Here is a 14,685-nt window from a genome sequence, read left to right as displayed (position 1 = left end):
CCGAGAAGTCGAAATGGTCGAAGTCAGTACGGCAGAACCGAAACTGATCAAGCAGTTCACCGGACCCGTTCTCGCTTCCCAACTGGACGTTTCCGACCGTGGCCTCGGTGAAGTCGAATGGAATATTAGAATCGCCGGGTTCGACGATTTGGCCGCCACTAATACTCGCGCTGACGAAATTCATATAGATATCATCGTCAAGCGCGTGGAGACGGATATGCACCTCACCAGTAACGGTCGCGCCGGTGAAATCAACCTCGACCGCGAACCTGGTATCCCATAGAGACAGGTTCGTGAACGTAGCCTCCCGAAACGTAGCGTTGGTCTCGAAGACCGCCTCCTCGAATGTAGCGTTATCTTCGAGCGATTTTGCTTCCCCCTCGAAGAGCGCACCCACGAAGCTGGCTTCGGCCTTGAACGTCGCTCTCTTGAAGCTCACGTCCTCGTGAAACCGCACTTCGTCGAAGGTCGCAGGCCCACCAAAGGTCGCGTTCACGAAATCCGCGTCGCCGTAAAACTCCGTTTCGAAGGCACCAACAGAGCCTTCGAAGGTGGCGTCGTGGGCGTGTACGGGATCGCTGAACACCGCCCGGTCGAGACAGAGGTCGCCGAGCACGTGCATATCATGGCAGTCGACCCGGGCTTCGAACTCCGCACGGTCGAGGTTGAGCCGCCCATCAAACGTGGTTTCGCTGAAATCAGCGTACCGGAACCGGGCTAGCTTGAAATCAGCATCCCCACGGAAGTGCGCATTGTCGAATGCGATATCATCTTCAACGGTACGGGCGCCGCCATTGAACTCGGTTCCCCGGAAGTTGGCACGTCCATCGACAGTAACGTCGGAAAACGTAGCGTCTTCGTTGAACGTGGCCTCATTGAACGTTGCTGACCGGCGGAACTCTGCAGTCGCGAATGTGGTGTCATCGCCGAATATCGCGTGGGTAAACGTCGCATCATCGTCGAATTGCGTGTCGGCAAACGTCGCACACTCAACCGCTGCGCGATTGAACAATGCGGCTGACTCGAAATGAGCGCCAGCAAAGGAGATATGATCGTCTAATTCGTGGCTGGAGCCACGTGCGGTGATGTTCCGAAATGAGGTCTCCCCGGTAAATGATGCGTCTCGGAAGCTCGTATCCTCGTCGAAGGTCGCTTCATCGCAGTCGACACGACCGTGAAACTGTGCCTGAGAAAAGCGGACATCTTCGTGGAACGTCGTCTCATTCGCCGAGAATTCGTCGGTGATCGTGACTGCTGTCGCCTCAAGAATACCCGATAGGATGGCATCGTCGAGCTTGAGACTGCCAATGGTCGCCTCCCGGAGATTGATTCCTTGCGCAATGTGGCCGTGGGTGACGTCTAGTGCCGCGATATCGGCATGTTGAAAATTGAGCAGATGGTTTGTCGCCCCATCGATTTGCTGATATGTGAGCGACATTGTGGGAAGGTCGGCCCCGACGTACTCGTTACTTCGCGGGTCTTGAGAGGTGAGGTTCTCACGGAGTGTCTGCACGATATCGTCGTCGGTCACATCGAGTGACCGGCGCTCGGCACGCGACATATGGAAGATGCAGTTGTCGCTCTCTGCGTGAGACTCGTGTGGGCACTCCCATGTTGTCTCGATATACGCGTCTGTCTCGTTTGACGGGTCAAAGCGATACGAACATGTCTCGGCGTCGGGGACTGAGCTCATACGTCGCTAGGGGAGAGTGAACTGGGCATTGGGGTAGCTATTCAGTAGCGTGATTGTTTATTTGGAGCATAGTCGTTCAAAAAATCTCACGCCGTTCCTCCGGAGTGAGCGATGTATCCGGGGCGGAGTGTGAGCAGTGTTCGCACTCGTAGCTGCCGCCTCCTTCTTCGTACGTAATGATTGGTGTCCCCAGTATGAAGAACGCCTCCTTTTGTTGGCGTTCGATGATCGCATCAGCGGCTTCACCACACCCTCGACACCAGTCCTCATCTTCGGCAACCGACTGATAAGTCACCTTCGCGCGGCCGAACGTGACCGCGCTGTACGCTTCGTCTTCGGTCGTCTCAATGAGATCGTCGGCCGGAAACGGCTGCACGTCGATCGTATTGTCGAACCCGGTTTCGACGGCCGTGTCGACGTCGATGTAGGGACCCAGGTCGACTCGATTGTCCCGACCGACAATATGGACCTCGACAGAGGCATCGCCGCGAACAATGAGTTCGTTGTTCGTCCCAATGAGATAGCAGCTGACACTGCCTGTCGCGCCTGTCACGTTAACGGTGGACTGACAGCCTGAGAGAACGACCCCAGTGTTGGGATCCGTTACCTCTCGCTGTTGTTGCCAGCCACTTACCGTGACGTCGTAGGTTGCGGGGTCACGAGACGGCGCATCGCTTGTGCCGGCGTCAAAGACCTGTTCGGGGCCACGCGCCGAGAGTGCCCCATCGACAGCGCCGTGGGCGATGAACACGTCTTCGGCTGTGCCAACCGCGAGGTCACCATGGACGCCATCCGGTTCCGTGTAGCCATCCTCCAGCGTACCGGTGATATCAGTCACCGGGTCAGCCACGTCAGCAGCCGGTGTGATTGGCACGCCGGTGAAGACGTACTCGACGTTCCGCAAGTCGAGATCGCCGTCAATCGAGTCGGGCTGTACATACATGTCTTCCAGTCCGGACATCCGAACCGGTGTCTCTATGCCGCCGTTGAGAGTCACGTCGCCTGTGTACTCGCTCATGGTGTGAATCGGTCCGTTAGATGCTAGTCGGGGCCCAGTACTGCGCGATGCTTGTGGTGGTAACCACCAGCAAGTCGTGCTCTGGGTAGGTGTGGTACGTCTCGAACGTCCTGTCGTCGGTCGTGATCGCCGTATAGGCACGTGGCCCGAACTCGTAGCAAAGGTCGTAGTCCGCTTCCGGGTCAAATTCCGATAGTGGGAGAGTCATTGCCATGCTAGACACACCGTGTGGACTCGCAAGTGAGTCCGTACAGCCCTGTTCGAGCGGAATTACCTCGGCATCCTGTTCGGAGATGGGTTTGCACGAGCAAATTTCATGGAACCCGAGCGAGTCGGCAGTAACGGCGTGTGAGTTGCCGATGACGCGGAAGGTAGCTGTCTCCCCACAGAAGGGGAGCGTCTGCGCTTGCTTTACATCCATCGCGTTGAACGACGGCGGCACATCAGGATGTGCCAGATAGAGTTCAGTCGTGGTCTGGTGTGTTGTGTCGCCCATTATTTAATGAGGATATCGTAGTTTGGATGGAACACGCTATTCGGCCGGACACCGGCGTATCTCGGCGTGTCTACCCACTCAACCGCTTGGTAGCGGTGCTGATAGCGGTTCATGTATGCTGTGCCGTTATGTGGCGAAAGCGAATCGCGCGGTGCCGGTGCGAGCAGTGTGAACCGCTCGACGCGCTCTGTCTCGCCATCTGCGTCAATATCTTCCCATGCGAAATACGGTGCTGCACTCGTCAGGCCGGCTTTGTGAACCGTGTTGTAGTACGCGGTTCTGTGCTGGGCGTAGCTGTACCGTGAATACGTCCACGTCGCGATCACGCCGTCTGCTGTAAGATGCTGGCGCAGCTGACTGTAAAACTCCACAGAGTATAGCGGGAGCTGGTCGTCGTCGGTCGCCCCAGGGATGTCCAGCAAGATTACGTCATAGCGCTGCTCGGACTGCTCGAGGTACTGGAACGCGTCTTGCACGCGCGTCGATTTGTTTTCGTATCGGTAGGCTCCATCGTGGTACTGCGCAAGGAACGGATCGGTCTTCGCCCGCTGCATGAACTCGCCGTCGATATCGACGTGGTCGACACTAACCCCGTGGCGTTGCAGTCGGTCCATCGCCGCCCAATCGCCCCCACCGATGAGGAGAACCTTCGTGTCAGTACTATTTTCGAACATCGACAGCGGGACGTCGACGAGCCCTTGATGATAGCTGTCTGCCCACGACTCACAGAGTTGGACAGCGGAATCCAATCTGAGACAGTGTTCCGTGGTGGCACCGAAGTACGGGTTGTCGCCGCTGCCGGTCCACGTTCGGTTGTACTCCGTGACGCGTTGGTACCTCGTCGTCCACGTGTCTGTGACAGCAACGTCCATCGCCCCCGGAGCGTACTCCAACTCAAATTCTCGTTCGAAGTAGTACTCAGAGACGTCCTCGCCAACCGGGCCCGCGTTGACAGCCGCGGCACCCGTGCTTGCTGTGACGAGCAGGCAGACTGCGAACAGCGCCTTCCCCGTTGATCCTACTGGCTGTGGGAGTCGGCTTCGAAGCGTTGGTCTGTGTGTGTTCGCCGTCGTGCTCGCGAAGATTAGCGCAGCGACGCCGTTCAGGAACGCAAGGACGAACACCGACGGTATGAGTCCAACTGCCGGATAGAGGAAGAACACGTAGACAAGTGAGCCGACTAACCCGCCAAGGTAGTCAAAGCCCAATACTGCTGCATAGGCACTTGTTTCATCGGCTGGGTCGCTCGGCTTGCCCTCTCGCCGCTTGATGCTAAAAGCGGCGCCCAACACCACTCCAAAGGCCCGATTCAGATGGCTGGTGAGTCGCCGAACCCCGCGGGCGATACTGGAGGGGGGCCGCGCCGTATCCCGAACCGATTCCGATAGTGTGGTCAACAGCGGCAACTCGAACCCTGAGAGGAACCCGATTGTGACAATCGGGAGCCGGGCAATCGCGCCGACTAGTGGCGCGTATGCAGCGGGGTATCTGAGCGTTCCGAGCAGGATGACGAGGAGGAACCCAAGCGGTGCAACGACGGCGAGGTACGTTTCGACACGGAAGAAGTTCGACTCGGGGTCTGTCTCCAATCGGCCTGAGAGGAACGATCCTAGCCCCAGCGACGAAAAGAACAATCCGATAGTGAGGCCGTACTGAGTGACGCTCCCGCCGAAGACAACTGTGTAGAGCTCGGCAAAGACGAGTTCGTACGCAAAGCTACACAGCGCAACGATAAACGTGAGCGCGTGCAGCAGCGGGACGCTGTGGCGCGGATGTTGCGGTCGTGGTGTCATTGGGGGGACTCAGGGCAACGAACGGCGGACGGGCGAGCTGCGGGTCAAATTCGGGGTGAAACCTTCCACTTCTGGGCTATGCTGTAGGTATCATTGTCGTCCTTGACGAGGACATCGACGGCCTCCCAGCCGAGATTAGTGCCGTCGGCTGCGGTAGTGTGTGTGCCGACTCGGTACCAGCCTGCGTTCGTGACGTCGATACTAACTGTATCGTCGGGATTTTGCCACGTCTCATCCCACGAAACTGGCCCTGGCGCAGGCAGCTCCTCGTCGGTGTCGCTTACTGGGCCGATGCGGGCAATGCCCACCTCGGAGATTTCGGTTTCGGCCCGGCGCACCTCGTCATCGTGGTCATCGTACCACGTCCCAACGTAGGCGCCACCGTGGTACTTGGCACGGCCTCGTCCAGTACGAGGCGCATCAGAATAGGAGGAGCCTCGGCCACGACCAACAGCACCGCGGCCACCGCCACCACCGCCTTTCTGTGCTTGGGCCGTTCCAACGGGACTCAGCGAGCCGATGACCGACAGTCCACTCGGTGAATCCTTGGCATTGCTGTCGAGTGACTGCGCGTTCTGTCCATTGATTGGGACGCCGTCTCGTCTGGTGGCTACCCACGGGTCGTCAACGAGCTCAGCCAGCAGTTGGGCGCTATCGATTGTAACTGTGCTGAGGACTCGGGACCGGCGTGGTGGCGGGCTCTCTGAGCTACTACAGCCAGAGAGTCCGACCAGACCGGCTGTCGGAAGGAGGGCTGCGCCATGGAGGAATCTACGTCGGTCCACAGCAGGCCTTTGTGGGTGTATGTAAAATGTTTTTTGTTCAAAAGCGTGTTTCACGCAAGGATACTCTTCCGCGCATGAAACTAGTGAATAGAGACGAATCCCCGAGCCGTCGGCTCTCGTGGCGAAACTGTGAGACGACGTGGCGTCGCGGGACGCAGTACTTTCACGGACTCATCCGACCTAGGAGCAACAAATCTATCCAAGGAATCGCAAGCATGGTTGATATCAAACAAGAGAAACTCGGACGATTCGTCCGAGAGAGCGCCTGAGAGTGCGAAAACGTTGAGCAACACCTCTGACAGACAGCGCCTGAGGCGGCTCTGTGCGACGCGTGGCTCTCGCCGCACCGAGGCGTCTCAAAAGATAAGCTCACGCCATATCTCAGAGCTTTCCGACTTCGCCGCCGAATCTTACGTTAACCTGGTCGAGAAGCTCTCAAAGAAATCGTCCGAACCGTTCTCTGACTCACCAGTAACGTGCTTCATATGAGCGTAGAGATTAAGTACAGCGAACCGTCACTATCGATTCCGTGCTAACTCGGATGAATCGGTCCGTTAGTAGAACTGCTCACTGAGAGCAAGTGGGGTTCAAGCTATACTGACCGTCAAGAGTAATTGTGGGAATTAATTTCTGCCGTCCTGCGATTTCGCTCACAATCTATCCGGACCCTAAGTATATACTACCAGTTGTTATTAGAGCAGATTGGGATTCTGTACCGTCAAAGCGTTCCTGGGAGCAGATATCCCGATTCGGCAATGTTCAACTGACGGGTAGTATAAGAGTGGACGGTAACTTCAGCGAATGAAGCCGGCCGGCGTCCCTGATAGGTATTCCAGCCGTTTCTCCGAGCGTGATGGAATCGAACCGCTCGCTGCTCGCACGACTCATCAACGAACATCCGGTTGTGGTGTTCTCCGCACTGGCAATCGGACTCTCTTGGACGGTGTGGATTGCGACGTTTTCGATAACTACCGCACGGTCGGGACTGGGGATGTTGGGAATAGTCCTCGGAGCCTTCGGCCCTGGCGCCGCGGGAGCGGTCGTGACGCGTCTCCGTGGTGAATCAGTCCGCGCTTGGCTCGCGACGATTTTCGATTGGCGACGACCACTCCGCTGGTACGGACTCGCAATCGCCGTCCCGGTGGTCGGAGCCCTCGGAGTCGCTGTCGTCGTCTTCTCACTCGTGGGGCTTCCCGACAGCAGTTCCCTTGGGCAACTGGCCCCGCTCTTCCTGTTTAATCTGGTGCTGGCGACACTGTTCACCGGTGGAAACGAGGAGTTCGGGTGGCGGGGATTCGCACTCCCACATCTCCAGAGGCGGTTCAGTGCGCTCACCGCGAGTGTTCTCGTCAGTGGCGTCTGGGCACTCTGGCACGTCCCGATGTTCGTCTACGACGTGTACCCCCACTCACCGGTTCTGTACACTGCCAGCGTGGTTTGTTTTGCGGTCATCCTCACGTGGTACTACAACGCGTCGGACGGATCTGTTCTCGGTGCCGTACTGTTTCACGGGACGCTCAACGCCGCGGTGAACGTCCCCGGGCAGGCTGTCGGCGGCGCGGCAGCAGTGCCGGTCCCATACGCGGCGATTCTGACCGGCACGTTCGGGGTCCTCGCTACCTTGTTTGTCGTCCGCTACGGTCCTGAAACGCTTTCACACAACGAAGCCGTCCAGCCGCGCTGGACGGGTTCCCGGTCGACTGACGGAGCCGTGTCCGGTAATCCCTCCAGCGATGGACACGGAACTGAACCGTCCGACTGATACGGACTTTTGTAACGAATTACCGGTCGTCCTGACCCCATCTCCGGCGATGACCGGCAATTGACTACAAAAATTTGCGTGACGCCCTGACCCAATCGTCAAGTTCAATGTTCGAAAGGCGGTATCAGTCCCGCCGCGGGGTCCACAAGCCGTAGAGAATCAGTCCCAGGCCGGCAAACTCAGGAATCTGAAGGAGGCTATTGAGTAGCGGGGTGGGGAGTTCCAGAATGTGAATGAATATCAGGGCCAGCGGAGCCTGCACGAACAACACCAGTATGAATCCGATCGCTATGTACAACATCGGGCGGCTCCGGTTTTGCCGGTACGCCGTGTAGGCAAGGTAACTGATTGCCAGTCCGAGAATCATCGGAACTATCTCGCTGACCTGGCGGACTGTTCGTAACGTTTCGAGATCGAGTTGGAGTATGGCGAGCATATCAGCTACCCTCTACGAACTGTGTGAAGCGGTCGACCATCCGGTCCCGACGCGAGACCGTGATGTCGAAGCCGTCTTCGCTGAGATCGAGTTCGATGCCATCGAGTTCTGTCCGATAGAGTTTGTAATTCTTCCCATCGGTGACTGGCTGGATATCTTCGGTGACAAGATCGTACTCTCGGAGCCGTTCGAGTCGGCGGTAGACTGTCGGCTCCGAGACCCCGGCGCAGTCGCTGAGCTCTGCCGCCGAGCGAGGCTTCTTTTTCGCCTCGACGAGAATCGTGCGCGCACACTCGTCACCGAGCAGGTCTGCGAGTGCTTCAGGATCTCGCACGTCGGACACTGTAAGCGGGCCATCTCTTGGTTCGTCAATATAGGTTGTGCCGTTCTGGGCTTTCTGTCTGGCTTCAGTCAGAGAAGTCATAAGAAACTACCATCCATATCCGCGCTCACGTTTCGAGTACGAATGTCGAACAGACAGACACGCACGCCAACAAGTGTACTCCTCCCAACGGTGTCTTGGACCGCCGCCTGCGACGACGTCGCCGCACAGTTAGGTCCCGAAGACGAACTCCTCATCATCCACGATAGCAAGGACGACCCGGTTGTGGACCGAAAACCGCTCTCGGAGAACGTCCAGTTTATCCCTGCTGGCGACCCTGTCGGGTGTTCCGGGAAAGCAAATGCTATTGCCGCTGGGATGGAAGCCGCCAATCACGACCGTCTTGTCTGGACCGACGATGACTTTCATCACCCCCCGGACTGGCTTGACCGCCTCCACCAGGACTACGCCGAATACGGCCCGACAACAGAGTTGCCGGCGTTCGTCGGTCAAGATCCGCTTGCAGTCCTGTTAGAGCCTGTTTATGTCCTTGGGGGCACGCTCGGGACATACATGGGTGACCACGCCTGGGGCGGGACTGTCATATTTGACAGAAGTGATCTTGACGAGGAAAGGTTCCTTTCGGAGCTCCGCCAGACGATCAGCGACGATGGTCTCCTCGGGGAACACATTAGTGTGACATCAGTTCAACGCGTACGCCGGGTGCCAATGGGTGGAAGTCTCCGGCAGACGCTTGAACGACATATCCGGTTCAACCAGATTTTCTCAACGCATGATCCAACGGTAGCGAAACTCTCATTTGGTGTGTTGGTCGCCGTTCTCATCGGTTGTGTCTTCTTCCCGCTCCTCGCGGTGGTACTAACGGTACTGACAGCCGGTGTCAGTGCTAGCTTCGGGGTTCGACGAGCCTCGCTACTGCTAACGGTACCAGCACTTGTAGCCGCTGTCCCCTTGGGGCTGTATGCTTTCGCCCGGGACACATTTGTTTGGGGAGGGCGACGGTACTGTTGGCACTCGAAGTTTGATGTTGAAGTACTGAACGAGTAGCGTTCTTTGGGCCACGTTAATCTGCGCAGATATCCGTGCCTGCCAAATCTGCTTGACTCTCTGGCTGTTTAATCAGCCGTAGTATGCTGGCCTTAGAACATACGCCATACCCCCTCTGTATAGCACAATGGCAACGATTTACCCTGGTTCTGTCAGGAACATCGTGGACCCGGAAGCTGTAGTCAGCAACAATCATTCACCGGTAGCCGCCAGTACAGCGACAACAAACCCGACGAGAACCGTGAGACCCATCCAAGCAAACCAGAGTTCAAGATTGATAGAAGTCGAGTGCTGCATACAGAGCCAGAGCATGTGTTTAACGTAGGGAGATGCCGATAGTAGCATTTCAGCCAATGAAACAGCGGCTAGGTCTTTTTGCGTATGATGAGCGAAACACGATACTGAGACATGAGCGAACGATCCTGTCCGGATTGTGATGTCCTGATGGAGCAGACAAACGTAACTGCCGAAGGCGTCGGTGACCTCTACATCGAAACTGAGAGAGACGGCGGTATCCTCGACCGCCTCGGTGTCGGGTATCAAGCCCCACTTTCTGCATACCTCTGTCCGGAGTGCGGGTTTACTCAACTCTATGCGGACCTTTCTGAGTAGTCGGGTGAAGCGTGTGCTCCATAGAGTCGTTCCCGACGAAACGCGGCACAGCACGGTTCACCGAGGATTACGTGTACTTCGAGGAGTCGTTTTGGGGGTACATTAAGTCACTCTACCGAGACTACTGGCAGCGCGGAACGTGGTGGTCCAGCAGTGCCCTTGTCGGCTATTTGTTTGCGTTTCCAATCGGCATCTGGTGGGTAGTCAGCGCGGTCCGCGGTGGCAGCTTCCTCCACATCGCCGTCGTTGGCGGGTTGATCCTCGTACTCTGGGCGGTGAATTACGCATGTGGGTTCCGATCACCAGACCGAATTCGACTTGCTACTATTGAGCAGGTCTCTGCAACAGATGGCATGATGGGACTGACACGTTCTCGACTCGTCATTAGGTACACTGACGGGGGAACAACCTGTAAACGCCGCGTGAACCTCCCGTCACTTTACACGAGCGGTGGAGAGACAGTATACGAACGGGCACAGGAAGCGTTTGCCGAGCGCGGATTCTGAAAGGCGCCTTTTATTTCGAGAGGACATCCCTTGAGCGAAGGGCGGTAATGCTGAATATGCGCGTCGTATCTTGCACGGCTATCAGAACATCTCTCTGAGTTGGTAGAACTCTCGGCGGTCAATTCGCAGGTCTACCTTGCGGCTGTTTCACTCGTCTCCACAGGTGAAGAAACTATATTCAGTGGCTGATATTATAGACCAAGACCCATTTTTTGATCCCCCGGTCGGGTGCGGGGCGGTCCAGTGAGGGCGTCCCGACAGTACCCATGGCATCGAAGACCACAAACGGCGAGCAGACCGGAGAACAGCACCCAGCATCTAGCGAAGCGCAGTTCCCAGGCCTCACACTCCACGCCGAGGGGACCGCAGATCGACTTCGGCGAGTCAATGAACCCGGGAAGGCCGATTGTCTCGAAACAGTCGAGGTCGAGCTAGCTGTCGAGTACGATATCGCCTCCTACGACGAGTGGCGCAATCTCGTCGACCCAGACTACGCCATACACGGACGGACCGTTGAGAAGGGCACGATTATCGACGACCTGCTTGACAGACTTGAAGGCCACTACCGCCGGCAGTCGTCCTCTAGGTATGAAGCCCCGGACTGGAATCTCACGGTGACCGGCTCGGCAACTGCTTGGCGACGACTCTTCATGGAATTTTCCCAGATGCGCGGTTCAGATTCCGACCGAGCCCACAAAGGCACCCTTCGTCTCAAACGGTTGCTCGCCGCAGGCCTCGTAGACACAGGCGCAGCGCTGGCTGCCCTCGAACTCATCAATCAGTACGATCTGGACAGATCAACGGACACGTTCATCGCAGAAGTGACAGACAGCACGGACGGCGAGTAGTCAACCCGTCCTGTCTTGGTCTCTGTCGGTTTGTACTTCCCTCGGGGCTGGAGTTTAAATACGATGACGAACGCAACCAAGCGTGTGACTGACCGGAATCCTGAGTACGATCCCGCTGATATCCTCGGCGCAGCGAGTTCCGATCCTGAAACGAGGGGGAACGGACGGGAACGAGTCCTCGAATCCACCGGCTATCCCGACCATGCAGAGGATGATGCTCGCACCTGTCGGACCTGTGGCCAGGATATCCCACAGGATGAACACCAGTGTCCGTTCTGCGCTCAAACCGGCGTCTCAGAGATTCCTTCCGACGATCAAGGTAGTAGTCCACTTGGGGAGTGGACGTTCGGTCGGGTAGTACTCGCACTCGTCGAAGCGAACACTGATTTCCATGCACGAGCCCTCGGCGCTGCGGCCTTCTCCGTTTCCGACAGCATCGCAAGCGGCGAGGACGTCTCCCATGGAACCGTGAAGTGTCGAGTAGCCTTCGGCACCGAGCCAGCCGCCACTCTCACGAAGGGCTGGCCCGACCTGCCGAACGAAACCACGATCGACGAGGAACTCGGACAGGCGCTCTTGGAGACAGCCGACGAGCAGACCAACTGGGGCGGGAATGGGGACGACGTCCAGCCACGGATCTACCTCGAGGACGGGTCGCCGGTCACCGACCGCTCGGAGTTCCAGCAGCTCACGGATGAGTTCCGGGAGGACGACGGCACGTGCTGGCTTGTTCCCGGCGTTGTGAAGCGCCATCAGGCAAGAGCCGAACCGGAGATAATCGGGATCGGGTTCCACTGTCGGCAGTGTGGCGCCGTGACGGGACACGAATCACACGGGCTGGACGGTTTCGAGTGTCACTCACACCTTGACCGGCTGATCTGGACCTGCAGGGAGTGTGGACAGCACCGACACGAGCCCGACCAAGAGGATGACACGGCGGAGGTCACGGGCTATGAGCATCTTCCCGACGGCGTCTCTCCGGAGGATATCCACGGCGACGAGCCAGACTTCCAGGAACAAGAGTTTCAGGACCAGATCAGTGCCTATCGCGAGCGCCATGGCTTCTTCCCGTGGGAACGGTAGCTATTCTGTGGCTTCAGAGAGGACTTTTGAGTAAAGCTCATCAGAGATCCAGAAGCCAGCGTCACGAAGGGCGTCAAGTTCGTGTTTTAATTCAATGTCTCCAGCATTGGCTCCGCGGAGTAGTATTCCGATGGCTCCCGTTACGGTCAGGTTGTGTCTCCGAGCGACCTGTCGACCGTCTTTTTCATCCAAAAGGATGAGGTCAGCATCGTGCTCGATGGCATGACAAATAGCAGCTGTTTCCCCGAGATCCAGCTCGTGGAAGATTTCAGTGAAGAGGTGCGACTGTTCGACCTCGGTAATCGTCAGGAACTCATCGTCATGCAACGAGCGAAGCGCGTCTACACCTGCCTCTCCATCAGTGAGTTCGTCCCACACCTGACGCGGAATGGTGATGCTCGAAAACTGCGATTTGAGAAGGGTGAGTTGGTCGATAAGTGCAAGATTCAGCAGCGGTGACGTGTCCGAGACTACAAGCTCGTTATTCGGCATAGTCGAGGTCTTCAGCAAGTTCAGTGTCGGTGTAATGGCGTTGGATTTCGCGGTCTCCGAGTAATGTCTGGAATTCTCGGTGGGACAGTTCTGCCAATGCACGCGCTTTCCCGAACGAAAGGACATCACGTGCGTAAAGCGAGACAGCCAACTCTTGTTTCATTGCCTGCGGCCGCTCTCCCTCAGGAATTTGGAGCGCCTCATACACCTCCTCGTCAATTTCGATAGTAGCCATACTCGTCTGTTGGATAACCCGATTATTGAGTGTTTGGCTGCGCTATTCGCATATGGCGTCGTGTAGTCTCACCTGTGCGGTCGAAAACGTCTGTTCTCGTAGATGGGCAATTTGGCTACGATACGATTCGTGTTCGACGTCCATGACCGACCGGTGAACAGCTGAGGTTTTGTGTCTCCCTCGGAGCCAGAGGAGATCATGAGTACGACAGCGCCTGCCTTCGAGCGGAGTCCAGACTGTATGGCAAATGATACTGTAACCCGCCGTTCTGTGTCTCCGGCATTGTTGAAGAGTTGGCTGGCTTCGCACTCGGACAGCTATACTTTTGTTACGACCGAGGATGTCATAGAACGATACGAATCGTATTCCTTTCGCTGCAATCGAGATGAACTATCCGTTCACTACACCTGCGTGTTAACTATGGGCAACTGGGGGCTCAGCGCCGTGCGGAGGTGGGGTGACAATGAAGAAGACAGGTGAGTGCTGATGCCCGGCAAAGTGAAAGAGTACGTGAAGATACCAACCTATCATACAAAACCAGCACAGTTTCACCAGTAGTCAATATAGAATGCCCACTGATCAGGAAGCATTCTGTCGGCTGTGTTAAATAGTGCCCTCTGAGCGACGCTGAAGTGACACCGATCTTTAGACCACCGGCACAACCCCTGAGGGCCCAACTCAAACCTGACTACTTTGACTAACGCCGCTACGCAACAGAGCAGTCAACTGAGCTAGAGCCAAGTGCCGTCTAGAGGCTCGAGAGCCAATCCAACACCGCGGCTGGATCTCCCAAAAGGGCGCGTGTATACCGACGAGATAGCCACGCCACGAGGTTGACGATATTCAGCGTTAGCAGAAACAGGACGGCGCCGATGGCCGAGAACAAGAGCGCGTCAGCCAACGAGTCGACAGCCCACTCACTGACTGTGACTACGAACTCCGCACCAACTAGCACGTTGCCCCACGGAATTGACAGTGACGGCGCAAGCGTGACCGGGTCAGCGGGAAAGATACCGACACGCAAGCCGGGTTCGTCGTAGAACACCGGTGTGGCAAGAAATGTAATCGACATTGTCAGTCCAGTCACGAGGAACACGAAGGCACCGATACCAATGGGGAATTTCAAGAGGAGATGGCCACACTCGGTCCACGTTCGACGGTTCACTATGAGCGCTCGCAGGCGACCTATGACGCTACCGTCCCGGAACGGATACGGTGGCGTGGCGATGTCAGTACCGAGTAAGAGATTGGCGAGCAAACGCTCAACGGCACCCAGTCCTCGAACAATAAGTAATGTCACGATGAACAACGGTATGCCAATAATAAGGACAGTCAGCGGCACTGCAATCGAAAACCCCGTAACGAGGATGACAAAGTACGCTATCCCGAAGGGAAAAGCCAGCCCGAGATAGAGGAGATGGAGGTAGGTCCGAGGTTGCAACGGCGTGACAACGATAGATCGGAGGGAAGGCAACGACGCGGGCACAGGCATACTTTGGAAAGCCGCCGTCTAAAGATATTGGAGGACTGCAATAT

General features: G+C 56.9%; 16 protein-coding genes and 1 pseudogene. 7 read left to right on the top strand and 10 right to left on the bottom strand.

The window, feature by feature from the left end:
* The 5 genes from G9463_RS15835 to G9463_RS15815 form a co-directional block, all read right to left on the bottom strand.
* A partial coding sequence (locus tag G9463_RS15835; RefSeq protein ID WP_165897239.1) for a pentapeptide repeat-containing protein occupies positions 1-1,693 on the bottom strand: 1,693 nt, incomplete at its 3' end.
* Between the two features lie 76 nt (positions 1,694-1,769).
* The gene (locus G9463_RS15830) at positions 1,770-2,711 is read right to left on the bottom strand and encodes a hypothetical protein (RefSeq protein WP_165897238.1); all 942 of its coding nucleotides are present in this window, start codon (positions 2,709-2,711) and stop codon (positions 1,770-1,772) included.
* A 16-nt stretch (positions 2,712-2,727) separates the two neighbouring features.
* Entirely contained in the window at positions 2,728-3,207 is a 480-nt protein-coding gene (locus G9463_RS15825) for a DUF2617 family protein (RefSeq protein ID WP_011225043.1), read from the bottom strand.
* A complete protein-coding gene (locus tag G9463_RS15820) occupies positions 3,207-5,000 on the bottom strand; it encodes a spermidine synthase (protein ID WP_165897237.1) in 1,794 nt (597 codons plus the stop codon). Before G9463_RS15820 ends, G9463_RS15825 begins: the two co-directional genes overlap by 1 nt.
* A 44-nt stretch (positions 5,001-5,044) precedes the next feature.
* The gene (locus G9463_RS15815; protein ID WP_049939207.1) at positions 5,045-5,785 is read right to left on the bottom strand and encodes a hypothetical protein; all 741 of its coding nucleotides are present in this window, start codon (positions 5,783-5,785) and stop codon (positions 5,045-5,047) included.
* Between the two features lie 314 nt (positions 5,786-6,099).
* On the opposite strand from G9463_RS15815, the pseudogene G9463_RS15810 reads away from it, so the two are divergent.
* Positions 6,100-6,204, top strand: a pseudogene (locus G9463_RS15810) (IS1595 family transposase); the annotation flags it as partial.
* 434 nt (positions 6,205-6,638) lie between these two features.
* Positions 6,639-7,547 (top strand): type II CAAX endopeptidase family protein, encoded by a 909-nt coding sequence (locus G9463_RS15805; protein ID WP_121304067.1) that lies wholly within the window; start codon positions 6,639-6,641, stop codon positions 7,545-7,547.
* Between the two features lie 124 nt (positions 7,548-7,671).
* On the opposite strand, the gene G9463_RS15800 is transcribed toward G9463_RS15805, so the two are convergent.
* Together G9463_RS15800 and G9463_RS15795 are read right to left on the bottom strand one after the other, a co-directional pair.
* Positions 7,672-7,983 (bottom strand): hypothetical protein, encoded by a 312-nt coding sequence (locus tag G9463_RS15800; protein ID WP_014030769.1) that lies wholly within the window; start codon positions 7,981-7,983, stop codon positions 7,672-7,674.
* A gap of 1 nt (position 7,984) precedes the next feature.
* Positions 7,985-8,407 carry a winged helix-turn-helix domain-containing protein gene (locus G9463_RS15795; RefSeq protein WP_004966848.1) on the bottom strand — a complete coding sequence of 141 codons (423 nt, stop codon included), beginning with the start codon at positions 8,405-8,407 and terminating at the stop codon, positions 7,985-7,987.
* A gap of 42 nt (positions 8,408-8,449) precedes the next feature.
* Here G9463_RS15795 and G9463_RS15790 point away from each other — a divergent pair, with 42 nt between their 5' ends.
* From G9463_RS15790 to G9463_RS15770, 5 genes are all read left to right on the top strand, one after another.
* Entirely contained in the window at positions 8,450-9,373 is a 924-nt protein-coding gene (locus G9463_RS15790; protein WP_165897236.1) for a glycosyltransferase family 2 protein, read from the top strand.
* A gap of 408 nt (positions 9,374-9,781) precedes the next feature.
* A complete protein-coding gene (locus G9463_RS15785; protein WP_004966845.1) occupies positions 9,782-9,985 on the top strand; it encodes a hypothetical protein in 204 nt (67 codons plus the stop codon).
* 11 nt (positions 9,986-9,996) lie between these two features.
* Positions 9,997-10,491 carry a hypothetical protein gene (locus G9463_RS15780; protein WP_004966844.1) on the top strand — a complete coding sequence of 165 codons (495 nt, stop codon included), beginning with the start codon at positions 9,997-9,999 and terminating at the stop codon, positions 10,489-10,491.
* A 266-nt stretch (positions 10,492-10,757) separates the two neighbouring features.
* The gene (locus G9463_RS15775; RefSeq protein WP_165897235.1) at positions 10,758-11,339 is read left to right on the top strand and encodes a hypothetical protein; all 582 of its coding nucleotides are present in this window, start codon (positions 10,758-10,760) and stop codon (positions 11,337-11,339) included.
* Between the two features lie 63 nt (positions 11,340-11,402).
* Entirely contained in the window at positions 11,403-12,422 is a 1,020-nt protein-coding gene (locus tag G9463_RS15770; RefSeq protein WP_165897234.1) for a hypothetical protein, read from the top strand.
* Here the strand turns inward: G9463_RS15770 and G9463_RS15765 are convergent, their stop codons facing one another.
* The 3 genes from G9463_RS15765 to G9463_RS15755 all read right to left on the bottom strand — a co-directional run bounded on the left by G9463_RS15765 (position 12,423) and on the right by G9463_RS15755 (position 14,623).
* Positions 12,423-12,914 (bottom strand): DUF3368 domain-containing protein, encoded by a 492-nt coding sequence (locus G9463_RS15765; RefSeq protein WP_127014948.1) that lies wholly within the window; start codon positions 12,912-12,914, stop codon positions 12,423-12,425.
* Entirely contained in the window at positions 12,904-13,149 is a 246-nt protein-coding gene (locus G9463_RS15760) for a UPF0175 family protein (RefSeq protein ID WP_004966840.1), read from the bottom strand. The genes G9463_RS15765 and G9463_RS15760 overlap by 11 nt, the downstream gene beginning before the upstream one ends.
* 748 nt (positions 13,150-13,897) lie before the next feature.
* On the bottom strand, positions 13,898-14,623 hold the full coding sequence (locus tag G9463_RS15755; RefSeq protein WP_240150055.1) for a sensor domain-containing protein: 726 nt from the start codon (positions 14,621-14,623) through the stop codon (positions 13,898-13,900).
* Between the last annotated feature and the right edge of the window lie 62 nt (positions 14,624-14,685).

The organism is Haloarcula sp. JP-Z28 (genome assembly GCF_011440255.1).
GTDB lineage: Archaea > Halobacteriota > Halobacteria > Halobacteriales > Haloarculaceae > Haloarcula > Haloarcula marismortui.
Note: the sequence above shows the minus strand (reverse complement) of the source record. Positions and strands in the feature narration are given on the sequence as shown.

What these genes read in the sequence shown, in the direction of transcription:
- G9463_RS15820 (WP_165897237.1), bottom strand. Translation starts at nt 5,000, where the DNA reads ATGACACCACGACCGCAACATCCGCGCCACAGCGTCCCGCTGCTGCAC.
- G9463_RS15765 (WP_127014948.1), bottom strand. Translation starts at nt 12,914, where the DNA reads ATGCCGAATAACGAGCTTGTAGTCTCGGACACGTCACCGCTGCTGAAT.
- G9463_RS15790 (WP_165897236.1), top strand. Translation starts at nt 8,450, where the DNA reads ATGTCGAACAGACAGACACGCACGCCAACAAGTGTACTCCTCCCAACG.
- G9463_RS15785 (WP_004966845.1), top strand. Translation starts at nt 9,782, where the DNA reads ATGAGCGAACGATCCTGTCCGGATTGTGATGTCCTGATGGAGCAGACA.
- G9463_RS15775 (WP_165897235.1), top strand. Translation starts at nt 10,758, where the DNA reads ATGGCATCGAAGACCACAAACGGCGAGCAGACCGGAGAACAGCACCCA.
- G9463_RS15760 (WP_004966840.1), bottom strand. Translation starts at nt 13,149, where the DNA reads ATGGCTACTATCGAAATTGACGAGGAGGTGTATGAGGCGCTCCAAATT.
- G9463_RS15800 (WP_014030769.1), bottom strand. Translation starts at nt 7,983, where the DNA reads ATGCTCGCCATACTCCAACTCGATCTCGAAACGTTACGAACAGTCCGC.
- G9463_RS15805 (WP_121304067.1), top strand. Translation starts at nt 6,639, where the DNA reads ATGGAATCGAACCGCTCGCTGCTCGCACGACTCATCAACGAACATCCG.
- G9463_RS15770 (WP_165897234.1), top strand. Translation starts at nt 11,403, where the DNA reads ATGACGAACGCAACCAAGCGTGTGACTGACCGGAATCCTGAGTACGAT.
- G9463_RS15830 (WP_165897238.1), bottom strand. Translation starts at nt 2,711, where the DNA reads ATGAGCGAGTACACAGGCGACGTGACTCTCAACGGCGGCATAGAGACA.
- G9463_RS15825 (WP_011225043.1), bottom strand. Translation starts at nt 3,207, where the DNA reads ATGGGCGACACAACACACCAGACCACGACTGAACTCTATCTGGCACAT.
- G9463_RS15795 (WP_004966848.1), bottom strand. Translation starts at nt 8,407, where the DNA reads ATGACTTCTCTGACTGAAGCCAGACAGAAAGCCCAGAACGGCACAACC.